We start from the raw sequence: 22,645 nt of genomic DNA, 5'->3' as shown, positions 1-22,645 counted from the left end.
TCGCTCTGCTCCGAACCCGCTCGACCCCAAGGAAATCCCGTGAAGAAATGCCTCCTCGCCGTTGCCGCGCTGTCCGGCACCGCACTGCTCACCGCCTGTAGCGGTGCCACCTCGACGCCCGCGCCGAGCGGCAAGGGCGAACTCGCGGGCGTCTGCCCCTCGACCGTCGTGATCCAAACGGACTGGTACGCAACACCGGAACGTGCCGCTTCCTTCCAACTGGTCGGACCCGATGGCACCGTCGACGTCAAGAAGGGCGCCTACTCCGGCCCACTCGGCGACACCGGCGTCAATGTCGAAGTGCGCCTGGGCGGTCCGTTCCTCGGTGGGCAGCCGGTTCCGGCGCAGATGTATCAGGACGCCAGCATCACCCTCGGCATGATTCCGACCGACGAGGCGCTGCAGGCGCGCGGAAAGTTCAACGTCACTGGCGTTTTCGCATCTCTCGATATCAATCCGCAGATCGTGATGTGGGATCCCGCGAGCTATCATGTCGAGTCCTGGAACGACGTGGCCGCGACCGGGGCGCCCGTCGTGTACAGCGAGGGCAAGATCTACATGGACTACCTGATCGCCAAGGGCTACGTACGGCCCGAACAAGCCGACGCGTCCTTCGACGGGACGCCGAGCCGGTTCGTCGCCGAGCGCGGCAAGGTGATGCAGCAGGGTTATGTCTCCAATGAGCCCTACCGCTGGGAACACGATGTCAAGGGCTGGCTCGAGCCGACGAACTACCTGCTCGTGCACAAGGCGGGCTACGAGATCTACCCGCACCAATGGTCGGTCCGCAGTGACAAACTCGCCGAACTGAGTCCGTGCCTGACCAAGCTGGTCCCGAAACTGCAACAGGCCGAGGTCGATTACGTGACCAACCCGGAGCCGACGAATCAGGCACTGCTGCGCATCGCGCAGACCATTCCGGACGGTCCGCCGATCACCGCCGCAGGCAATGCGAACTCGGTGAAGGTTCAGCTCGCGGAGAAGATCGTCGGAAACGGAACCGATGACACCCTCGGCAATTTCGACACCGCCCGGGTCGACCGCGTCATCACCGCCGTGACCGATACGCTGCGCGGTCGTAGTCAGCAGGTTCCCGACGGCGTCACCGCCGCGGACCTGGTTACCAACCAATTCATCGACCCCGCAATCGGTTTGCGGGCCCAGTAGTCCGCTCAGGTCGCCTCGAGTACGGGGAGCCCGAGGTGGGCGACGATCCAGGAGAACGACGAGATCAGGTCCGCCCTGCCGCCGTGGGCAGTGACCAATGCCGGGCTAGTGGTGGGTCTGTGACCGAAGGGCTGGGTGAAAGCCATTGACCGCCGCTACTCGGACCATTCGTTGGTGCAGTTCGCGAGTGGCCTGATCGGCGAGCGGATGGGTCGAGCGGCTACCGGCCCATGCGCAGTGCCCGCCGACGTACACCGCACGCAAGTTGCGTGTCGAGCAGGCCAAGACGTAGGTGGCGACCGGATCCCAGACTGGTCCAGTGTCGGGGTCGAACGGATCGACGATGATGAAGTCCGCGTATTTTCCGACCTCCAGCGAGCCGATTCGGTCTGCTGCGCCGATGGCCGATGCCGCGCCGAGTGTGTGCAGTCGGAGCATCTGTGCCGGTGTCAGGACGGCTGCGTCGCTGTGCAGCGCGCGTTGGGTGTACAGGCCGGTGCGCATGTTTTCGAAGGGGTCGGACAAGTCGGTGCACGATTGATCGTCCAGCCCGATCCCCACACGCATGCCGGTGGCCAAGATCCTTGGTATATCGGCGATCCCGGATCCGAGGCGGCCGTTGGACATCGGCTGCCACACCATGGCGCATCCGGTCTGAGCCGCGCGGTCGATCATTCGGTCGGTGGGATGGACGAAGTGGCCGAACGCGAAATCCGGGCCGAGGACTCCGGCTTCGTCGTACCAGTCGAACTTGGCTTGCTGGATGTCGAGTTGTTCCGCGGTTTCGACGAAATGGGCTTGGTTGGTGACGCCGTGACGGTCCATCATGGTGCGTTCACGCTCGGCGGTGGCAGGTGAGGTCGACCACTGTACGGATCCGTAGACCGAGCCCCCCAGGTAAAGATTCGGCGGCACAGTCGTTTTCGCGTAATCCATCACCGCACCGAAGGCCCCGAGCGCTTCGTCTTCGGGCAGTTGCTCGTCGTCGAGCCGGACGCTGGCGACGAATCGGATGCCCGCGTCGCTGGTGGCGTCGATCTGGCGGGTGAGAAACTCGAGCGGCCGAACAGCGGCCGCTTTCATACTCGAGGAGGTGTAGTCGAACAGCGCCAGCACCCGGCTCTGGGTGAAGTTGTAGGCCGAGGTGATGCCGTTGGCGAGAAAGTCGAACGACCCGGCCAGGGTGAGCCAGTACAGGTCCTCGGCGCCTGCGGCGAGCAGCATCTCGGTGTTGCGGGTGACCCACGGGTAAAGCGTGCTGTTGGCGGCGACACCGCGCATCCCCCCGGTGTAGATATGGCTGTGCGCGGAGACGAAGCCGGGCCCGACCATGGCGCCCGCCACGTCGTGGACCTCACCACCCGTAGCAGGCGGATCTCCTTCTCCGACACCGGATATCCGGCCGTCGGCATCGACGGTCATCCAGCCGCGCAACCACTCGCGATCTCCCCCGACGGGCAGCAGCGTCGCATTCTTGATTGTCAGTACGGTCATCCGACGCGTCCGGGATCGAAGGTGCTGACCTCCGGGATGGCCTGCACCAGGGAATCGACTGTGCCCTCGAATAGTTCGGCGCCGAACGCGGCATCCGCACCGGTCGGATCGCCGATCACGCCGGACTCGGCGAAATCGTCGGCGAGCCAACCGAATCGGACCGGTTTACCGAATCCGACGTGCTTGTGGCCCGCGATCGAGTGCGGTACAGCGGCTTTCGCCTTGGTCATATCGACGAGATCGGGGCGCAGGTGCAGCATCATCGACGTCTCGGCCCATCCGGCGTGGATGCCGAAACCCTCCTCGGTCGGCCCCGGCCGGGCAGGCGATGCGTAGAGGAAGGTCTGCAGGTCGAATCGGCGGCGCAATTCACGTAGCGCCACCTCGAGCAAGGCCGAGTTGCCGCCGTGACAGTTGACGAACAACACCCGCCGCGCCGGAGTCGCGGCGATGCTGCGCCCCAGGTCGACCACGACGCGCATCATCGTCTCCGCCTGCAACCACATCGCGCCGGGCAGATTGGCATGCTCGTCGGACTTGGTGTAGCCCAATGCGGGCAGCAACCATACGTCGTTGCCCTCGGCGGCGGCGCGATCGACCGCGGCGCCGGAAACGGCCTCGGCCATTACCAGATCGGTGCGCAGCGGCAGATGTGGGCCGTGCGGTTCGATCGCTCCGGTGGGCAGCACGAGCACGGAGTCGCGGCTCAGCGCCTCGGAGACTTCGGCCGTGGTCAGATCGGCGAAGTGCCGGGTGGATGTCGTCACCGCTGCCACCTTCCTGGATTGAGCAGACCCTTCGGATCGGTGCTGCGCGCCAGCGCCCGGACCCGATCGGCGTCGAGATCGACATAGGACTGGTGCGGCGAATGCACACCGACGCCGAGCGCCTCCAGCGCGGGCACCCCCGCGAATACCTGTTCGGAATCGCGGTAGACGCCGTTGATCATCCCGAACATGGTCTGGTGCCCGACCTCCAAGTGCAGCATCCCGCCGTCATAGACGTCCTCCACCTCCCGCAGCCGGGTGACGAGCGCGTCGCCTTGGCATTCCATGTGAAAGTAGGTGTCCGGCACGGCTTTCTGCAGCCACCAGGTCGGGTGGTTGTAAGAGAGAGTGCTCAACCGCATCGTCTGCGCCAGCCCCTCGCGCACCGCCTCGATCCGGCCGCCACCGGCCTCCAGCACCGCAACCGTCTCCTCGAGCGCCGCGGCGTCGACGATGCCGCGGACACTCGCCCTGCCGTGCACCAACGCGGGGTCCGACGGCAGTGCGTCGACGATCGTCGCACCATCGGCGGACAACAGCCGCGGCTTCGGTTCGATCGACGCGGCGCGCATGGCGGCCGGGAAGGCCTCGTGATGGGACCCGAAGCTGGCGTACACGCACTTCCAGTCTTGCAGTGGTTCCAACCGGACCGTGGCCGAAACGATGATCCCCGCCACCCCGTAGGTATGCACCATCGGTTGTGCCGCAGCACCTTCGAGGTGCAGAAGTTCGGCATCCTCGTGGCCGTAGACGACATCGACGGATTCCACGAAACCCATGTGGTTGCGGCCGTGCACGATGGTGCCCGTGCCGGCGGATCCACCGGCCAGAAATCCGCCGAGGGTGGATTGCGCGGTCGACGGGTACATCCAGAGCTGCCGTCCGGCATCCCACGCGGCCTGCTCCAGGTTGATCATCCTGGCGCCCGCCTCCGCGGTGATGGTGGTGTCGGTGAGGTCCCGGATACCGGCCAGCGAGGTCATGTCCATGACAAGGCCGCCGAAGCGGGGCACCACCTGGCCGTAATTGCCGGTGCCCTTGCCGCGCGCGGTGATCGGTACGCCGCGACGCACCGCGGCCCGCACAATCGCCGGAACCTGTTGGGCCGTCTTCGGATAACACACCGCGTCCGGCCGCCCGAGGGGTTGCTGGGCCGAGAGGATCGGGCTCATCCCCGACCCGTCACGGGAGGCGCGGTCCAGGGCGCGGTCGAGGGTGCTCACGCTGCGCGGGCCGAGCAGCGCGAGCAGGTCATCGACCAGACCGTCGAGGTGCTCGGGGCCGAAGTCGGGACGATCACCGGCCTCGAGCATGGCGGCGGTCACGACGCGAATCCGATCTTGGGATCGATGAATCGGTCCGTCGCGATCTGTTCGGTCGTCAGTCCTTGGGGGACCGAGACTTTCTGCTCGGTGTAGATCGGCCGGGTGATGTCGATGACCCGCTGAACTCGCGCGGCGTCGAAATCACCGACCGTGGCATTGCCGCCGTTGCCGACCACACCGGCCTCGCGCATCCGCTTCGTCGCAAAGGCCGCGTTGCCCGCGTCGTATACCCAGCCGGTGTCGTACTTGTCGACTGCCTGCACGATCAGATCGTTGGCCGTGGCCGGATCGGCGAAATAGTCGAGCTCGGCTTGCTGCATCACCGGAACAAGGCGTTGCAGGCACGCCGAATCGGCCTCCAGCTTGCCGGACCGGACCGCGAGCGCGGACTTGTACTCTGGGTATCCGGAGTCGTGCAGCAGCTGGTAGGCCACCGGCTTGTGCCATTGGGGGATCTTCTGTTCGTAGAGATAGGGTTCGGCGCTGATGAACCCCTGTTGCGCCTTGGCGCCACCGGCAGCGACGAAGTTGGCCGGTGTGCCGTCGTAGCTGCCGTCCACCTGACTCTTGTCGAGAATGCCGGCACCGGTCAGATAGTCCATGTAGGCAGCGCCCTGGAAGTACAACACGGTCGCCTTCGCGGCCTTCAGGTCGCTGATGGAGTGCACATTCGGATAGGTCGCCGGATCCCACATGATCATCTGCGGGTTGATCTCCAGCGGTGCGAAGACGCCCGTGGTCGGGTTGGTGGCCGCGGACTGGATGGACTGGTCGGTGTCGACGAAGCCGAGCATGATCGAGTCGTCCTGATACATCTGCGATGTCACGGTCTGGAATCCGATCGCGGGGCCACCGGCGCGGATCTCCAGGTCCACCCCGGTGTACTCGCCGTGGGCGAAAAGCGGACCGGTGACCTTCTTGCCCGCGGCGTCGATCGCCGGGTTCGGACCGAGTAGTTGATAGAGGCTGCCATGTTCGGCCTCCGGGTTCCAATCGCTCTGCACCACGATTTTCGTCGGGCAGACCTGCTTCAAGTCGATCGCGCCGATCGGGCCGCTGTAACCGGAAGTTGCTGTTGGGCTATCAGTTTGGGCACAGCCGGTCAGTACGGCGAGGCCGATGACGGTCGCCGATACGGTCACGCGGGCCGAACGCGGCAGACTAAGTGTTCTCATGTTTCTCCCAAAGGGGCGCAGTGGCAGGGTGGGATTTCAGTTGCGGGCGGAGTCGTACCAAGCGCCGACCAGCCGGCGAGACAGCCAGCTGAAGAACGCGAAAACTACGACGCCGAGGCCGGAGGCCAGCAGGATCGAGGCGAACAACTCGGGCGACTGCAGCCGGGATCGGTAGTTGTCGATCAGGATGCCGATGCCGGGATCGCCCTGCTTGAAGAAGAAGTCGCCGACGATCGCGCCGACCACCGCGAGCCCGGCCGAGATCCGGACACCGGCGAAAATGGCGGGCATCGCGGCCGGGAACTCGAGCTTGCGCAGCACCGTCATCCGGCCAGTGGCACGCAGCGCGAACAATTCCCGCAGGCCCTTGTCCACCGATTTCAGCCCGAACAGGGTGTTCGACACCACCGGGAACAGGGCGATCAGCACGCAGACGAACACCCGCGCGGTGAATCCGAAACCGAACCAGAACCCGATCAGCGGAACCAATGCCAGGATCGGAATACACTGCAGCACAACCGCATACGGAAACAGAGCAATCTCCGCCCAACCAGCTTGCGCCATCAGCACCGCCCAGACGATCCCGAGGGCCACGGCGATCACCAGACCGGTGAACGCCACGGTCGCGGTCCGCTGCAACGCGTCCCACATATTCGGCGCCGCCGGACCGAGCAGTCCCTCGGTCACCACTTTGTGCGGCGGCGGCATCAGAAACCGGCGCGACGGCGCCAGCACCGTGTAGGTCACCAGGTACCAGGCGCCGATCACCATGGCCAGGACCGCGAGCGGAGCAAGGACCGTACGCAGTTTGAACGTGCGCGCCGCAGCGGTGGCCACAACTGATTCGGATACCGTTGCGGCAGTGGCTGTTTCGATGCTCATGCGTGACTTCCTCGCAGCGCCTGCGAGACTCGGCTCGCGAGTGCGGTGAACTCGGGGGTGAAGCGGATATCCGGTCGGCGCGGGAAGTCGAACGGAACGTCGATCTCCTCGACGATTCGGCCCGGCCTGCCCGACATCACCGCGACGCGGGTCGAGAGGTACACGGCCTCGGTCACCGAATGCGTGATGAACAGGCCAGCGAAGCGGCGGTCGTCGAACAGTTCGGTGATCTCGTCGCCGAGCCGCTGCCGCGTGATCTCATCCAGTGCGCCGAAAGGTTCATCGAATAAGAACAACTCGGGATCGACGGTGAGCGAACGAGCCAGCGACACCCGCATCCGCATACCACCGGAGAGCATGCGCGGCAGGTGATCGGCGAACCCCGCGAGACCGACCAACTCGATGGCATCGTCGGCACGGCGATAGCGTTCGGACTTGGCCATGTGATCGAGTTCGGCCAGTAGCGCAACATTGTCGCGCACCGAGCGCCATGGCAGCAGGGTGGCGTCCTGGAACACATAGCCGATCCGATTCGCGCCGACCTGGGTGTAACCCCCGGTCGCGGACTCCAGGCCGGAGGCGATGCGAAGCAGCGTCGACTTCCCGCATCCAGAGGGCCCGACGACGCTGACGAATTCACCGGCCCGGACTGTCAGATCGACACCCGAGAGCGCGACCGTGCCGTTGGGATAGGTGAGTTCGGTCGATTCGAATCCGAGCACCTGACTGCCGGGGCGGGGCGGGGCGGCGCTCATGGTTGGCATGCTGGACATCAGACCTCCAGTACTGCGAAATCGGCTGTGCGATGGTCGGTTCGGCTGATGGACACGATCGCGCCGTCGCGGATGACGATCCGGTCGGCAGGTGCGTTCGCGACAACATCGAGCAGACTGCTGCCGCGTACGGCGAGAAATTCCGCGCGGGCACCGGGTTTCGCGCCGGCCTCGGGCAGGCCGAGCACCGCGCGCGCACCGTCGGTAACCAAGTGCACGGCCACTTCCGGCGCCAGATGACCGGCCGTGATCAGCAGTGCGGCCGTTTCGAGTGCGTCACTGCGGCCGATCGGGTTGAACGGATCGCGGACATTGTCGGCACCGGCCGCGACGGGGATGCCCGCGTCGAGCAGCGCGGCGAGCGCGGTCAATCCGCGCGGCATAGCGACCGGGTCATCCCAGCCCTGCAGATACAAATTGGTGATGGGCAGGCTGACGATCCCCACGCCACTGCGCGCCACCGTGGCCAGCAGCGCGTCCAGTTCGTCCGCGGCCATAGTGCCGAGCCGGCAGCAGTGCCCAGCGGTGCGCGTCCGGGCGGCGGGCCACCCGGCGACCCGCTCGGCGAAGTGGGCGAGTGTGTGGTGGTCGCCGCACAAGAACTCGTCGACGTGTAGGTCGGCGCCGACTCCGCGGGCCTCGGCAATGTCGAGTAGCCGGGTGAGTTCGGCGATCGGGTCCGGCGCGATATGCGGTGCGCCACCGATCAAGTCGGCGCCCGCGTCCAGGGCCGCGTGGAGCAGTCCGGGATCGGCCGCCGGGGGTGTCAACGCCACGATCTCGATGTCGACGAGCCCGGACAATCGCCTGCGTACGCTATGCACCGCGCGGATACCGCGCATCGGGTCCGTGCCACCGAGGATATCGACGTGCGACCGAATGGCGGTCGTGCCGTTGCGCAACAGGGCCGATGCCGCCGCGGTTGCCCGACTGCGGAAAGACTCCTCGGTCAGTTCGGCACTGCCCTGGCGCCATGTGTCGATCGCCGCTCCGAGATTGCCGAAGGTCGGCGTGAGCACATCCCAGCTCAGCGCCTTGTCCAGGTGTGCGTGTGGCTCGGCGGGTGCGGTCAACAGCACGAAACCGCTCAGATCTATTGATGCGTCGGAGGTTTCGCCGATCCGGTCCGGTGCGCTCGGGCGAACCGCGGTCACCAGCGAATGCCCGCCGTCGCGTCCGATGTCGAGATCGACCACCGAGCCGTCGGGCAAGGTTGCCCCGCACAGGCGCGAAACACGCTGCGGTAGCGGATGATCCATGGAGGTCCTTCGAGAGAGAAACAGGTCGTGGTGGCCCGCTCGTGGCTGGTCGGCGAGACGTTACGGATAGAGCTAATGTTGATGTGATCAACATTTAGCACTATTCAGCCGCCTTGTTTCGGGTAGATGAACGAGCCAGCTACGGTCTTGTTAATTCGCCGACGCGACAACGGGTGGTCTAGCGTGCGGGTGCCCGTCCGTGACGCACTTCGACTATCGGTGGTGGGATATGAAGGTGGAGAACGTGACCAAAAAGCCGCCCGACGACGCGCAAACCATGCTCGGGGCCGAGATCCGCCGCCGTAGGCGTGATCGCGGACTCACCCTGGTCCGACTGGCCGAGCAGGCGCAGATCTCGCATCCGTTCCTCAGTCAGCTCGAACGTGGCCTGGCACGGCCGAGCATGCTGACGCTGGCTCGCATCGCCGAAGCACTGGGAACCACCCAGGTCGAACTGATGCTGGCGGCGGACACCCGCGGCGGCGAGGACGCCGAAGGGACCGCCGAGGGCCAGGTGATCCGCTCCCACGAGGGCGTCCAGCTGCCGCGGGGTATCGCCAGATCGGGGCAGGAGGAGGGCTCGACCCGGCTGCTGGTGCACGGGCGCGCATCGTTCTACCCGCAAGAATTCGTCGACGTGCACGCCGAGTTCGGCCCCTACTTCGAGCACGACGAGGACGAGTGGGTGTACGTCGTCGAGGGCGCGATCGTGGTCGACCTCGGTGACCATGGCCACGCGCGACTCGCCGACGGTGACAGCCTCTACTACACTGGCGGCACACCACACCGGTGGCGTGTGGTGGACGGCCCGCATGCCAGGCTGATTGTCGTGAAAGCGGCTGGGCGCGAGGCGGATTCCCGTGGCTGGGACCAATAACTAGGCGGGGCCCGTATTTCCTGGAGGCCCTGATGAATGATTCCGACTCCATCGCCGTCGTCGTACGCGACCGCCGCCGAGTGGCCGAGAATATCGACGAGTTCACCCTCGGCCACCCGCACGGTGACCGGCTACCGCCGTGGCAGGCGGGGGCACACATCGACCTACTGCTCGGCGACGGGATCGTCCGGCAGTACTCGCTGGTTTCCGATCCCGGCGACACCATGCTGTATCGGATCGCGGTACTGCGCGAGGCGCATGGGCGCGGTGGTTCGGTCCGGGCCCACCAACTCCTGTCGATCGGCGCAACGGCCTCGATCCGGCCGCCGCGCAACCACTTTCCGCTCGTGCGTGCGCTCGGCTACGTGCTGATCGCCGGAGGTATCGGGATCACGCCGATGCTCGCGCTCGCCGCCGCCGCGCAGCGCAGCGGGCGGCCTTGGCGGCTGATATACACCGGCCGTGACGAGTCGGCCATGGCTTACCTGCGTGATCTACGCGAACATTACGGCGATGCGGTCCTGCTGCATTACTCGGCGCGTGCGGGACGCCTGGATATGGCGGCACTCCTCGCCGATTCGACGCCGGGAACCGCGGTACTGGCCTGCGGTCCAGCAGGTTTGATTGCCGCCGCCGAGGACGCTTGCGCGGGACTCGAGGCGGTCGATGTGTTCGCCGAGCGGTTCGTCGCGCGAGATATCGCGGAGTCCGCCGCGGTCCCGTTCGAGGTGTCCCTCGCGATGTCGGGGCTGACGCTCACGGTTCCGGCGACCCGATCAATACTCGAGGTGGCCGAGGAAAGCGGCGTGGTCGCACTCTCGTCATGCCGGGAAGGGACCTGCGGTACCTGCGAGACGGGCGTGGTGAGCGGGGAGGTCGACCACCGCGACTCTGTGCTGTCGCCGGAGGAACGCGCCGAGGGCGAGTCCATGATGATCTGCGTATCACGCTGCGCTGGAGCACGATTGGTACTCGAACTGTGAAGCGCTGAATGTCCGGCATCGAATTTCGGCGGCACGAACGCAGCGGCGGTGCCGGGCCGCTGGGGCTGCCCTTATCCAGCCGCTGGGGCCGCCGTCGCCGCACCGGGGCGAAGGCGGCCAACGCGCCGGCCGCGCGATGTCCTGATGCAGGGGGTCAGCTGGTCTTGATGGTCCCGCCGTCGATGACGAGGTCGGCTCCGACGATGTTGGTAGCCTTGCCCGAGACCAGGAACGCCACGAGGGCCGCGACCTCTTCCGGTTCGGAGATTCGGCGCGAGGCGATGTCGAACTGGTCCGGCAGCGCCGCCAGCAGCTGTTCGTGCGAGATGCCCTGTGCGGCGGCGAGTTTCGCGCCGACCCATTCGGAACCGCGCCAGATCCGGGTGCCGACCACACCCGGCGAGACCGTGTTGACGCGGACTCCCTGGGGACCGAACTCCTCGCTCAGGCGCTTGCCGAAGGCGGTGAGCGCGGCCTTGGCCTCGCTGTAGCCGACTGGCCCGGCGGACGGGAGATGTGCGTTGATCGAGGAGACGTTCACGATCGCGCCGCGACGGTCGAGCAGGCTGGGCAGGGCTGCACGGGTCGCCCAGACGGCGCTGAACAGGTTGACATCCAGGAAGTGCCGCCACTGATCGTCGGTACTGTCGAGGAATCCGCCCAGCGTCAGTTGGTCGGCGTCGCCGCCACCAACGTTGTTGATCAGGATGTCGATGCCGCCGAGCTCTTTCAGCGCGGTGTCCACGAGCGCAGTGGCGCCGTCTTGCGAGCTCAGATCCACCGAAGCGGTGGCCACGGTGGCCTTTTCGAGTTCGGGTGTGATGGTGCGGGCAGCGCCGACCACGCGCGCGCCCGCGGCGGACAAGGTCTCGGCGACGGCCAGGCCGATGCCGCGGCTCGCTCCGGTGACGACGGCGGTCTTGCCGGTCAATTCGAGATCCATGGAGACTTCCTTTCTTGAACTACAGGTCAAAAACTCGGGTATGCGAAAGCCACCGCAACGTGGCGGATCGGTCAGAGGGCGGTCAGGGCGACGTCGATGGTGCGATACAGCACTTCGGTGTCGCGGGTCTTGGTCATGATGCGCAGGCCGACGCTGGTATTGAGCAGGAACTCGGCCGTGGCCCGCGCATCGACGTCGGGGCCGACGTCGCCGTCGCGTCGGCCCTGTTCGATCCGGGCGGCCAGCACGGCGACGATACCATCCTCGATGCCACGCAGGGCTCGGGTGATCTCCTCGTCGTGGCCACCGAGCTCGGCGGCCGTGTTCACGACCATGCAGCCCCGCCGAACCGGCTGTGCGACATCGGAATCCACGGTCTGACGCAGGTATGCGCCGATGCATTCGCGGGCGCTTCCCGGTTGGAACAGCAACTCCTCGGCGTGCTCCACGCCCATCCGTCCGTAGCGGGCCAATGCCTGGTCGAACAGTTGCCGTTTGCTGCCGAACGTGTGGTACAGGCTGCCCTTGCCGACGCCGGTGGCCTCGGCGAGTTGCGCGGGAGAGGTACCGGCGTACCCGTGGGTCCAGAATTCCTCCATTGCGCGCTCGACCACGGTATCGGTTTCGAAGTTCCGTGGCCTGCCCATGCGATGACTCTAAATGTTATTGACCCGTAGGTCAAGAATGCTGGTGGCTGCGGCCGTCGACCTTCCGCGTCGCTCAGCCGACAGGCCCGAACCGGTTCCGGCGCAGACCAACCCCACACTCCCGACAGCAACTACCGCCGTCGAGAGTCACGGACTCCCGGACCGTTGCCGGAACCCGGCGGCCGCCGCCGGACCGTTGCCGGAACCCGGCGGCGGCGTATCACCGAACCCGGCGGACGTTCGTGATCAACGCACTAGACGCTGAGGTGAGTCCGCGGACGAGGTCCGCGGCGGTCGCGGTGAACCCGAAACACTGTCGGACGTTGTACGTCGTTGCCTCCATACAGTATTCGGGTGAGGTGGTGGCCACCGCATCGGTGAGCAGCACCACGTCGTAGCCGATGTTCGCGGCGTCCATCAATGTCGACAACACACATTGATCGGCGTTCACGCCAGCGAACAGCAGGGTGTCGACCCGCAGGTTGCGGAGCACGGAATCCAGAACCGTATCGACGAATCCACTCATCCGGTACTTGTCGACGCGAATGTCTGCTGGCGCGATCTGGAGATCGTCGACTACGTCCGCGCCCCAGCTGCCCGCTTCGAGCACTGCGGTGCTCGAAGCGGTTGCCGCACTGCCGATTCCGACGCCAGTGCCAGCAGGATCGTAGACGTGCAGCACACCGGGCGGCAGATTGGCCCGGTCGGGCCGGTTGCCCCAATTCACCCACACGACCGGGATGTCGGCTCCGCGCACGGCCGGCAGCGCGGTCCGCAGGGTATCGACGGCCGCACGTGCGGGCGAGACGTCCACTCCGATGCGCGCAAGCCACCCGTCGACATGACAGAAGTCGTTCTGGAGGTCGATGACGATCAACGCGGTGCGCGCGAGATCGATGCTCACCCGTTGCGGCAGAGCATCGAGCTCCAGCGAGTGTGGCGGATGGATGGGGCGACGCAGATCCGCATGGTCGCCGGACAGTGACCAGGAGTTTCGGGACATCAGGTGTGGTCCTGTCGGTCGAAAGGTGGAATGGCGAAGGTGAGCAGGGTGGAGTCCTGTCCTGGTCCGGCCAGCAGGCACAACCCGACCGGCAGGTTTCCCGCCCGGAGGTGGGGCATCGACAACGCGGGCAGTCCTGCGAGCGACGCGAGGCAGGTCAGTCGCAATGTCTGCTGCCGCACCGCTTCCACGTCCGCTGACGAGGAGTCTCGGCGTGGAGCCGCCGACGAGGCGGCGGGCAGCGCGAGGACGACGCCGGGGGGAAGCATCCGCCGCAGCCGGGTGCTCATGTCGTCGAGCAGACCGCGCGCCTCGGTCTCGGTTGCGGCGTCGATCTCGCGGCCGACGTGGAATCGAGCGGCGACATCGGGCGCCAACGCGGTCGGCTGAGCGGACACGAAGGTACCGTGCGAGCGCCACGCCTCGGCGGCCTGAACCGTGCGGAATGCCATGAGAACCGTGTCGAGCCCGGCGCCGTCGGGGTAGTCGAGCGCGATCGTCTCCGGCGGTGGCAATACGTTTCCAGCGGCCGCATCGCGCAGCGCCAGTGCCTGCACCGCAGCCCAAAAAGATTCGCGTGCGGCAGGATCCAGCAGATCGACCAGTTCCGGTGCCACCACCATCCTGGTGACCGGATGTACTTCTTGATTCGGCAGCAGCGCCCCGCCCGCCCGGGCGAGCAACGTCGCATCGCGGGTGAGCAGGCCCACGGTATCGAAGCTCGGTGCCAAACCCACCAGACCCGTCCGCGCGACCACCCCGTGGGTCGTGCGTAGACCGTAGAGCCCGCAATATGATGCCGGGACGCGAATCGAGCCCGCGGTGTCGGTGCCGAGGCCGATATCGGCGAACCCGGCGGCGACCGCGGCTGCCGGACCGCTGCTCGACCCGCCGCTGACTCGGTGCGCCGCAACCGGATTCGGTGTCGCGCCGTAGTGAATATTGGAGCCCGCAAGTGAGAATGCCAGCTCGTCGGTGGTCGCGATACCCGTGATATCGGCCCCTGCCGCCAGCAATGCGGATACCGCCGCGGCGTGGCGAGTCTCCACCGGCGCTGCCGCCAGCCAGGTCGGGTTCCCCGCTCCGATCGCGTGGCCGGCCACCGCGAACAGATCTTTGACGGCCACCCGCGCATCGCGGAGCGGTCCTGGGCCGCCGCGTACGAGCGGGGCCTCGCCCGGCGCGACACGCCAAATCGATGAGTCGGGGCTGACCGTGCTGCCGTCGGTGGGCGCGGGACCGCCGGATACATGCGCCACGGTGACGGCCCATCGACCGCCGCTGTCGCGCTCCCAGACTTGGGTTTGGACACCCTGTGAACCGTTCGTTCGGCGGGTCTCCGCGACGATCGCCGAGGCTTCGGGGCCGAGTCTGCGCACATATACCCGCACGAGGAAGCGGGTCGGTGCTCCGGCTCGCCCGGCCCGGAACTCGGCGATCGCGTCGTGGCCGACCAGCGCGGTTGCCGGATCGCTGCGGATCGGCCGAGGACCGTCGGCGAATGCGGCGTCCAGTTCGGCGAGATCGTTGGCCATCAAGGCTCTTTCATACCGTGCGAATGCCGAACGTAGATCGGCGTCGAGGTCATCGAAGGGAGAGATCACCGGTCAGACGGTAGCCATGAATGTTGATGTGATGAACATTGTCCGCGTAACGCTGTTGTGAACCTTTTCGCCGCGACCGGTTGATGGACTGCGACCTTCGCTCCGTTCGATGGTCGGTCCGCAACCTTTACCTCCCGGAAACGCGCCGCAGTTACATTCGCAAATGTAACTGTCATCAACATTCGAGGAGCTGCGGTGGCCTCACGAGCTCCCACCTTCTGTGCCGAAGCGGAGTCCTGGTTCCACGTTCGAGACATCGGGGAGGGCATCCACCTGATCAACGAACCCGGGCATGTCGCCAGCTACCTCGTGATCGGCGAACACACGGCGCTGCTGTTCGATTCCGGGCTCGGCATCGCCCCGATATCCCAAGTGGTGCAGGCGTTGACGGCGCTGCCGGTGTTGGTGGTGTCGTCGCATCATCACATCGATCACCGCGGCGGCAATGCCGACCTCGCCGCGCAGGTCGACGTTATCGACTTCGCCGCGCACCCCACGGCTGCGGACCCGAATTCCGGGTGCCTGCACACCGCCGCCGATCCAGCGTTCCTTCGTACATATGCCGCCGCCATGTCGCGGGTGGTCGCGGAGTTCGACCGGTTCGCCCTGCTGGATGCCCAGTATTTCTTCACCCTGGCGCGGGTCGGTCGGTTACGCCCGCTGCCGGACCTGACGAAGTGGGCGATACCGCCGACCCCGATCAGCCGGGCGCTGGCCGACGGCGAAATCATCGACCTGGGTGGACGACAGTTCGAGGTACTGCACACGCCCGGCCATGCGCCGGACACCCTGTGCCTGTTCGACCACACCACCGGCACGCTGCTCTCGGGTGACACGGTGCTCGCCGCCGCCCACTGGCTGCACGGCGCCGGAGCCGATCCAGTCCGGTTCGCCGAATCGACGCACCGCCTGTCGAGGCTCCCGATCACCCGAATTCTGGCCGCCCACAACCTTATCTGCGAACTACCGGCCAGCGCGGCTGGCGAGGTCGCCCACGCCGCGGCGGCGATGCTGGAGGGAACAACGATCGCTGTGCCGGGCCGCGACATGCTCGGCCAGCCGGTAACCCGCCACGACTGCGGCCCGGTCACCCTGCTCACACCACCCGTCGGCTGAACCGCGTTCCGCGGCGATAGCGACATCTACCCGAAAGGATCCGATATGGCTGGGGCACCTCCCGTCGTACGACACCTCGCCGACCTGTCGGCAGCTCTCATCTCACCCGCGGACACGGTACGGCTGTGCACGCTCGCTGGACCCGAACACGGCTCCAGCGCAAGCGTATTCCTCGAAATCTGGGAGCCGGGCGGTGCGCAACCACTGAACTCCCATGAGGATTCGGCCGAAATCTTCATCGTGCTGGCCGGCACCGCCCGCGCACACAGCGACAACCACGCCGTCGACCTCGGCGCGGGCGACGTACTGATCCTGCAACCGGGATCCGAACACCGCATTCTGAACACCTCCGGCACCGAGCGGCTGTACACGATCACAGTGATGGCGGATGACGGAGGATTCGCCGATCTCGTCCATCGTGGCACGCCCACGGGGCTGTCCGAGGCGGATATCCGCACTCTGGCAACAGGCTTCGGGTCCGCGCCGGGTCATTGAATTTGCCGCCGGTCCGAAACACTCAGTACTGCAACGCAAATCTCGCTGCCGATAGCTGATGCCGTGTACGGTCAGCTCGAAACCGACTGTATTGCTTGGCTCGTCCCCAGCGGCGAGACGGTAGTTGGCGCATGGCCATGCGATGCAGGCGAAAGGCAGGATCGTCACGATCGGGTTGGACGCCTTCGCCACCCGCAAAAGGACATATCTACGGCTCTTAGAGTCCCAGGTCGAGATCCTCGAGGTAGGGCGGATCTGCGGCCCTGATCGGTGCGGTTCGAGGTTGGGCTCGGTCGGGGTTTAACGCTTCGGAAATTCGGGGCCGCTACGCTGGCTCGCACGTCGTTCATGGCTGAAACGGACGACGGGGCCGTCGAATCCAGGCGGGCGAACCAGCCGCATTTCCAGGAGGAATGTCGCGTGGTTCCCAATCGGCCCTATTCGTCTGTCATCAGCAATGTCACCGTCTACCAGCGCGCCGGAACCGGCGCTCAGTGGCTGTCCGGTCAGGACGTCGTCGTGCTGGATGGAGCCATCACCGCGATCGGAGCGGCCGCGGGTGCCGACCACCGTGAACTGCCGTGCGTCGATGGCAATGGCGGCCATCTGATTCCGGGTTTCGTCAATACCCACACCCATCTGCAGCAGGCCGTGCTCCGCGGCATCGGCGAGGGGCTTCCGCTGCTGGAATGGTTGCGGTGCGTGGGGGAGCGCACCGTCGCCGCCACGGCCGAGCAGACCTATCTCTCCGCGCTCGCGGGTGGCTTGGAGTTACTCCGCAGCGGTGTTACCACCGTGGTCGAGCACATGTGGCCGAATCGCTCGGAAGCCGTGCACGACGCCATGATTCGGGCACTGGACGAACTGGGTATCCGCGTAATCCTCGGCCGCGGTGTCGCCGACCGCGCCGACGTCACCCGGAAATGGGGCATCGATCCGCGCCTGATGCAGCCGCTGCCAGAGGTTTTCGCCCATATCGATGACCTTGACGCCCGGCTGACCGGCTCGCGCATCGGCACCGCGCTCGCGATCCCCAACCCGCGCTGTCTGACCCCCGACGGCATGGCCGCCGCGCGCGAGTACGCCCAGCGGACCGGCAAGACGGTCTCGATACATGTACTGGAGACCTCCACCGACGAGGATATGTGCCGATTGCATGCAGGCCGCTCGGCGGTGGAGTACCTCGATGTCGGCGGATTCCTCTGGGACCGGACCCTGGCGGTGCACTGCGTCGATCTGGACGCCGACGGCCGCGCGGTATTCGCCGACCGCGGCGTGGCCGTTTCCTACAATCCGCTGAGCAATATGCGACTCGGCAGCGGCGCCGCACCCGTGTTGGAGATGCTCGGCGCCGGAATCGATGTCGGCCTCGGCGTGGACGGCGCCGCGAGCAACGACACCCAGGACATGCTGCTCGCCCTGCGCATGGGCTCCTACCTGCAGCGCGTCACCCGCAGGCGCGCCGACATCCTGGACTTCGACGCAATGATGCGGCTGGCCACCTGCGGAGCGAACCGCGCACTCGGGCGCTCGTCGACCGCGCCCGGGCTCGCGGTGGGAGACCCTGCCGACTTCTCGCTGATCCGATTCGACCGCGATTTCGCCTGCCTACCGGTGCGCGATCCCGGCGCCACCTTGCTGACCGCAGCCTCACCGCGCGTGGTGGACACGGTGTGGGTGGACGGGGAACCGGTTATTCGCGACGGCGTCAGCACGCGGGTGGATACCGGCTCGCTCACGCGGCGTCTCTGTGCCATGCGGCCATAGTTAATCAGCTCGAAACTCGAGACACATTGCATGTAATTCAGTTCTGTGAAACTGATGATGCGCACTTATTGCACGCAATGCGAGTGCTCCACGGGAGAAGGTCAAGCACGGTGAAACTCTCTGAGACATTGCACGACGTGGTGCGCGACGCCGTTGCCCGGACGCTGCTCTCGGACATGGAGGTGTCTTTCGCCAACGCGCACAAACGATTCGGCGGCGCCGAGGGAACCGTCGCCATCGAGGAGGTCGGCCTCGATATCCGGCAGGGCGAATTCGTCGCCGTCGTAGGCCCTTCCGGCTGCGGCAAGTCGACGCTGCTGCGTCTGGCCGCCGGACTCGAACAGGTTCAGCTCGGGAACTGTTGCGGTGCAGAATGATTCGAGCGGCTTCATCTTTCAGGAGGCCACTCTGCTGCCGTGGCGGAAGGTTTCGCGTAGCGTGGAACTCTCGGCTGAGCTGCGGGGGATCGATCGAAAGACGCGCCGTGAGTGGGCAACTCGCGCACTCGCCGCAGTTGGACTGGCCAACTTCGCGAACTGCCTGCCCAGTCAACTCTCCGGCGGCATGCGCATCGTGTCTCGCTGGCCAGGGCGTTGTCGCTGGAACCGCGGTTGCTGCTGCTCGACGAACCGTTCGGCGCGCTCGACGAGTTGGCCCGGCTGAACATGCAGGAAGAACTGTTGCGGCTTTACCAGGACAACGGTTTCACCGCGCTGTTCATCACGCACTCGGTGTCCGAGGCGGTCTTCCTCGCCTCGACGGTGGTCGTCATGTCCGCCAGGCCCAGCCGCGTGCACGAGGTGATCGATGTTGATCTGCCCTACCCGCGCGGTCGTGAGCTGCGCTTCGATCCCGCGATCACCGAACTGGTCGCGCGGGCCTCCCGCTCACTGAAAGAAGCCTGCTGATGGTCGGTATCGCGGCGCGAGCCGCCACCTCTGTCGAACCGGAGACCGACTCCGGCCCGATCTTCGGCCTGCTCGGCCGCGGTTACCACGTCGACGCCGACAGTGCCGAGCTCGCCGCCTACGGCTCGAAGACGCTCATCGACGGCGGTCTCATCGGCAACGACACCGACGGTGTGATCGGCAGTTTCGACGAGGCCAGGGTGCAGCGGGTGATCGACGAATTCGCCCCGATCCTGCGTCGCGGCGGCGCGGATATACCGAACAACCTGCGCGCCGAAGACATCGTCACCAAGGAATTCCTCGATCCGACGATCAACGTCGGCAGCTGAGACCCCCACGCAGACAAGGACTGACAATGACCGCCAGCTACGACCTGTCCGAGGTATCCCGCGAGCAGCAGATGGGCGGCCTCGGCGTGGAGACCGACGCCCGCGATATCCGCGTCATCGACCTGACCGATTTCGCGGACCGCCGCGCCGAGATCACCGACCAGCTATGGGCCGCGGCCACCGAGATCGGCTTCTTCCAGCTCTCCGGGCACGGCATCCCGCAGCACCAGATCGACAATGTATTCGCCCGCACCGCAGCGTTTTTCGCGCTCCCGGAGTCGACCAAGGCGCGATATCCACTGGTCAAGGCGAATAACGCCGGCTGGGAGAGCCTGAGTCAGGTGCGCCCGTCCATCGGCGTGCCCGATCAGAAGGAGTCCTACCAGATCACCCGCCCGCATATGGCCGAGCTGTGGCCGAGCGAAGCGGAGTTGGTCGAATTCCGCACCGACATACTCGATTTCGAGTATCGGGCGTGGACTGTCGCGATGCGCGTACTCTCCTGCTTCGCCGACCGCCTCGGCCTGGACCGCAATCACTTCACCAAGGCTCATGATCCGGAATCCGCGCAGTATCAGAGCACGCTGCGGCTGCTGCACTACTTCGCTGTTCCGGCAGAACTCCAGGGCGTGCCGGGTCGCTGGCGTGCGGGTGCGCACACCGACTTCGACTGTCTGACACTGCTTTTCCAGCGGGATGGGCAGGGTGGCCTGCAGGTCTGCCCAGGCAAGGAGATGCAGGAGCAGCAATGGACGTCGATAACCCCGTCGTCCGCACTGATCACCTGCAATATCGGTGACATGCTCACCCGCTGGAGCGATGACGAACTGCCGTCGAACTTCCACCGTGTCCGCAGCCCAGGCGCGGGCGAGTACCAGGGCGACCGCTACAGCATCGCCTACTTCGCCCAGGCCGACCGCAACGCCGTCATCCAGGGGCCGCGCCGCAAGTACCCGCCGGTGACCGCCGCCGACTTCCTCGCCCAGCGCGTGCAGGCCAACTACCGGCCGCAAGGGTAACTTCACCACCGAAGACGAACGACCGACCCCGGGAACACGAGCCCGGGCGAGAACGCATCCTGCTCACTGATTAGGACCGACTGCGATGACCGACTCCGACGCGGCGACTACGTCCGCGCTGCTCGGCGCATCCGTGCACCGGCAGGTGCGGCAGTTGGTCCTGTCCGGCGAGCTGGAGCCGGGTACGCCGCTCAGTGTTCCGGCCCTGGCCGCCCGGCTCGGTGTGAGCCGGAGCCCGGTGCGCGAGGCCGTCCAGCAGCTCATCTATGAGGGGCTGGCCGTGAATGTCCCGCATGCGGGCGCCCGGGTCGCAGCCATCGACGACGAGCAGGTGCGCGACGTCCTCGCGGTCCGCGCGGTGCTGGACGGTCTGGCCGCCGCGACGGCCGCCACCACACTCACCGAATCCGATCTGGCAAAGCTCGCGACCATCCTGACCGCACAGGAGGAGAACTTGCGCTGCGCGGCCGACCCGGCCCGCGACACCGAGCTCGACCTGGAATTCCACACATTCATCCGGGACTGCGCGGGCAACCGCCCGCTCGCCGACGAACTCGCCCGCCTAGAAGCCAAGACCCACCTCTACCGCGGCGATCTCTGGCGTTCCGAACTCAACCGCCGCGTCGCCTTGCGCGAACATCGACGCATTGTCGATGCCCTCGAATCCGGACATGCACAGGACGCACGTATGGCGGCCGAGGCGCATGTGCACGGGCTTATCACCCGCCTCAGCAGACGCTGACGGCGACGGAATAGCACCTCGTCCACACTTGCCATTTGCGATTTCAGGAGGTGTGCGGCAGTGCCGTTTCGCCCGAAGTCACGCAGCGGGTAGTCAGTACACTGGTCGCGCCGCCGTGCGCGGGTGCGCCGGGGCTGATCTCGGGATGGTGCGGTGCTACTCCGCGGGCAGGGCTGCAGCCGTCGAGGAGTCGGCCCGGTCGCCCGCGAGTGCCCCGGCCAGCGTCCAGGTGCGGTGCTGATCGTCCGGGCCGGCCAGATCCGTGGAGGTCAGCACGACCTCGGTGGCGCCTGCGTCGTAGTAGCGCTGGATTCCGGCGGCGATGGTTTCCTCGTCGCCGATGAGTGCCAGTTCGGCTGCCCGCGAGGCACCTTCGAGTTCGATGACCCGGCGATAGGACGGCACCTGCTCGTAGAACGCCAGCTGTTGCACCGCCGTCGCACGGGTGCCCTCGACATCGGAGGTGACGACTGCCGGTACGAAGGCGACGATGCGCGGTGCGGTTTCCGACGTCTTCGTGATCACCGGCACGATGTGCTCGCTCAAGGTCTTCGGGCCCGCCAGATACGGCAGGGTGCCGTCGGCGAGTTCGCCGGTGACGCGTAGTGCTTGCGGCCCCATCGCGGCCACCAACACCGGTACGCGTGGTTCTGCCCCGGGAACCGTGGTCGGCAGTGGCGGTGTGACCGTCAGCAGTTCGCCGTGGAAGCCGGCGGTGCCCGTGTCGAGCAATTCCCGCAGCGCGGTGAGGAACTCGCGCAAGCGGGTAATGGGCCGATCGAAGGATGTGCCGAACGCACTGGCGGCGAGCGTCGAACCGACGGCCAGACCCAGATGATAGCGCCCGTGCGTCGCGGCTTGGGCGGTCTGCGCCTGAGAGGAAACAAGCAGCGGATGGCGCCCGACCACGGGGATGGCCGAGGTGCCGACCTGTACGCCCGGCACCTCCCGGCCCACGATGGCGGCGAGGGCGGGGGAGTCGTAATCCATCCGCTGTCCGAACCACACCGACCCGATACCCAGCTCGGCGACCGAGCGGGCCTGCGCCACGATCTGGTCGACATAGTTGCCCGAATTCGAGGCAGCGAGCGCAATTCCGAGAGTCATGCCAGGGGCAACCTGCGTGCGTGCGCGCCTGTTCCCGAACGGCGAGATGAAATCAGCTTGATCACAAGGATTTTCGTCGTCCGAGAGTCTGTGGGCCGATCTTTTGAGGAGGGGACGCGCCGATGTTGCAGTGGCGACCGGGCGTGCTGTCGTGAGACCGACCGCCACGCGGCGCGCGTCCGGACCTGCTGGAGCGGTCGTCGACGGCTCGGTACCGGTTCAACCTCTGACAAGGAACCTCATAGATACCTTGCACGGCACTA

Annotated in this window: 21 protein-coding genes and 1 pseudogene; 10 read left to right on the top strand and 12 right to left on the bottom strand. The window is 66.2% G+C overall.

Features of this window, described 5'->3' with window-relative positions:
* Nucleotides 1–39: 39 nt before the first annotated feature.
* Nucleotides 40–1,167, top strand: coding sequence for an ABC transporter substrate-binding protein (locus OIE68_RS13070; RefSeq protein WP_327099646.1), 1,128 nt, complete (start codon nt 40–42; stop codon nt 1,165–1,167).
* 105 nt (nt 1,168–1,272) lie between these two features.
* On the opposite strand, the gene OIE68_RS13065 is transcribed toward OIE68_RS13070, so the two are convergent.
* From OIE68_RS13065 to OIE68_RS13035, 7 genes are read right to left on the bottom strand one after another with little or no spacing between them, the layout of a single operon-like run.
* Complete coding sequence (locus OIE68_RS13065; RefSeq protein WP_327099645.1) at nt 1,273–2,661, bottom strand: amidohydrolase family protein; 1,389 nt, start codon at nt 2,659–2,661, stop codon at nt 1,273–1,275.
* On the bottom strand, nt 2,658–3,428 hold the full coding sequence (locus OIE68_RS13060; RefSeq protein ID WP_327099644.1) for a creatininase family protein: 771 nt from the start codon (nt 3,426–3,428) through the stop codon (nt 2,658–2,660). Before OIE68_RS13060 ends, OIE68_RS13065 begins: the two co-directional genes overlap by 4 nt.
* Nucleotides 3,425–4,741, bottom strand: coding sequence for an FAD-binding oxidoreductase (locus tag OIE68_RS13055; protein ID WP_327101656.1), 1,317 nt, complete (start codon nt 4,739–4,741; stop codon nt 3,425–3,427). Before OIE68_RS13055 ends, OIE68_RS13060 begins: the two co-directional genes overlap by 4 nt.
* Before the next feature lie 8 nt (nt 4,742–4,749).
* Nucleotides 4,750–5,928: an ABC transporter substrate-binding protein gene (locus tag OIE68_RS13050; protein WP_327099643.1), complete on the bottom strand. Its 1,179-nt coding sequence runs from the start codon at nt 5,926–5,928 to the stop codon at nt 4,750–4,752.
* Nucleotides 5,929–5,964: 36 nt separating this feature from the next.
* The gene (locus OIE68_RS13045) at nt 5,965–6,810 is read right to left on the bottom strand and encodes an ABC transporter permease (RefSeq protein WP_327099642.1); all 846 of its coding nucleotides are present in this window, start codon (nt 6,808–6,810) and stop codon (nt 5,965–5,967) included.
* The gene (locus tag OIE68_RS13040; RefSeq protein WP_327099641.1) at nt 6,807–7,565 is read right to left on the bottom strand and encodes an ABC transporter ATP-binding protein; all 759 of its coding nucleotides are present in this window, start codon (nt 7,563–7,565) and stop codon (nt 6,807–6,809) included. Before OIE68_RS13040 ends, OIE68_RS13045 begins: the two co-directional genes overlap by 4 nt.
* 17 nt (nt 7,566–7,582) lie before the next feature.
* Nucleotides 7,583–8,842, bottom strand: a complete 1,260-nt coding sequence (locus OIE68_RS13035) for an amidohydrolase family protein (protein ID WP_327099640.1) — start codon at nt 8,840–8,842, stop codon at nt 7,583–7,585.
* A gap of 199 nt (nt 8,843–9,041) precedes the next feature.
* Between OIE68_RS13035 and OIE68_RS13030 the strand changes: the two genes are divergently transcribed.
* Together OIE68_RS13030 and OIE68_RS13025 are read left to right on the top strand one after the other, a co-directional pair.
* A complete protein-coding gene (locus tag OIE68_RS13030; protein WP_327099639.1) occupies nt 9,042–9,719 on the top strand; it encodes a helix-turn-helix domain-containing protein in 678 nt (225 codons plus the stop codon).
* A gap of 32 nt (nt 9,720–9,751) precedes the next feature.
* A complete protein-coding gene (locus OIE68_RS13025) occupies nt 9,752–10,702 on the top strand; it encodes a PDR/VanB family oxidoreductase (protein WP_327099638.1) in 951 nt (316 codons plus the stop codon).
* A gap of 154 nt (nt 10,703–10,856) precedes the next feature.
* Here the strand turns inward: OIE68_RS13025 and OIE68_RS13020 are convergent, their stop codons facing one another.
* The 4 genes from OIE68_RS13020 to OIE68_RS13005 all read right to left on the bottom strand — a co-directional run bounded on the left by OIE68_RS13020 (nt 10,857) and on the right by OIE68_RS13005 (nt 14,899).
* Nucleotides 10,857–11,645 carry an SDR family oxidoreductase gene (locus OIE68_RS13020; RefSeq protein ID WP_327099637.1) on the bottom strand — a complete coding sequence of 263 codons (789 nt, stop codon included), beginning with the start codon at nt 11,643–11,645 and terminating at the stop codon, nt 10,857–10,859.
* Nucleotides 11,646–11,716: 71 nt separating this feature from the next.
* Nucleotides 11,717–12,292 carry a TetR/AcrR family transcriptional regulator gene (locus OIE68_RS13015; protein WP_327099636.1) on the bottom strand — a complete coding sequence of 192 codons (576 nt, stop codon included), beginning with the start codon at nt 12,290–12,292 and terminating at the stop codon, nt 11,717–11,719.
* 220 nt (nt 12,293–12,512) lie between these two features.
* Entirely contained in the window at nt 12,513–13,295 is a 783-nt protein-coding gene (locus OIE68_RS13010) for an isochorismatase family cysteine hydrolase (protein ID WP_327099635.1), read from the bottom strand.
* Nucleotides 13,295–14,899 carry an AtzH-like domain-containing protein gene (locus tag OIE68_RS13005; RefSeq protein WP_327099634.1) on the bottom strand — a complete coding sequence of 535 codons (1,605 nt, stop codon included), beginning with the start codon at nt 14,897–14,899 and terminating at the stop codon, nt 13,295–13,297. The genes OIE68_RS13010 and OIE68_RS13005 overlap by 1 nt, the downstream gene beginning before the upstream one ends.
* Before the next feature lie 195 nt (nt 14,900–15,094).
* Here OIE68_RS13005 and OIE68_RS13000 point away from each other — a divergent pair, with 195 nt between their 5' ends.
* From OIE68_RS13000 to OIE68_RS12970, 7 genes and pseudogenes are all read left to right on the top strand, one after another.
* On the top strand, nt 15,095–16,015 hold the full coding sequence (locus OIE68_RS13000; protein ID WP_327099633.1) for an MBL fold metallo-hydrolase: 921 nt from the start codon (nt 15,095–15,097) through the stop codon (nt 16,013–16,015).
* A 45-nt stretch (nt 16,016–16,060) separates the two neighbouring features.
* A complete protein-coding gene (locus OIE68_RS12995) occupies nt 16,061–16,510 on the top strand; it encodes a cupin domain-containing protein (RefSeq protein ID WP_327099632.1) in 450 nt (149 codons plus the stop codon).
* A gap of 420 nt (nt 16,511–16,930) precedes the next feature.
* Complete coding sequence (locus OIE68_RS12990) at nt 16,931–18,277, top strand: amidohydrolase family protein (protein ID WP_327099631.1); 1,347 nt, start codon at nt 16,931–16,933, stop codon at nt 18,275–18,277.
* 176 nt (nt 18,278–18,453) lie between these two features.
* Nucleotides 18,454–19,185 (top strand): annotated as a pseudogene (locus OIE68_RS12985) (ABC transporter ATP-binding protein).
* On the top strand, nt 19,185–19,514 hold the full coding sequence (locus tag OIE68_RS12980; RefSeq protein ID WP_327099630.1) for a hypothetical protein: 330 nt from the start codon (nt 19,185–19,187) through the stop codon (nt 19,512–19,514). The pseudogene OIE68_RS12985 and the gene OIE68_RS12980 overlap by 1 nt, the downstream one beginning before the upstream one ends.
* A 26-nt stretch (nt 19,515–19,540) precedes the next feature.
* On the top strand, nt 19,541–20,533 hold the full coding sequence (locus OIE68_RS12975; protein WP_327099629.1) for an isopenicillin N synthase family dioxygenase: 993 nt from the start codon (nt 19,541–19,543) through the stop codon (nt 20,531–20,533).
* 85 nt (nt 20,534–20,618) lie between these two features.
* Nucleotides 20,619–21,275, top strand: coding sequence for a GntR family transcriptional regulator (locus OIE68_RS12970; protein ID WP_327099628.1), 657 nt, complete (start codon nt 20,619–20,621; stop codon nt 21,273–21,275).
* 156 nt (nt 21,276–21,431) lie between these two features.
* On the opposite strand, the gene OIE68_RS12965 is transcribed toward OIE68_RS12970, so the two are convergent.
* On the bottom strand, nt 21,432–22,382 hold the full coding sequence (locus OIE68_RS12965; RefSeq protein ID WP_327099627.1) for a TIGR03564 family F420-dependent LLM class oxidoreductase: 951 nt from the start codon (nt 22,380–22,382) through the stop codon (nt 21,432–21,434).
* Nucleotides 22,383–22,645 lie beyond the last annotated feature (263 nt).

The organism is Nocardia vinacea (genome assembly GCF_035920345.1).
Lineage (GTDB): Bacteria > Actinomycetota > Actinomycetes > Mycobacteriales > Mycobacteriaceae > Nocardia > Nocardia vinacea_A.
This window is presented reverse-complemented; position numbering and strand designations above follow the sequence as displayed.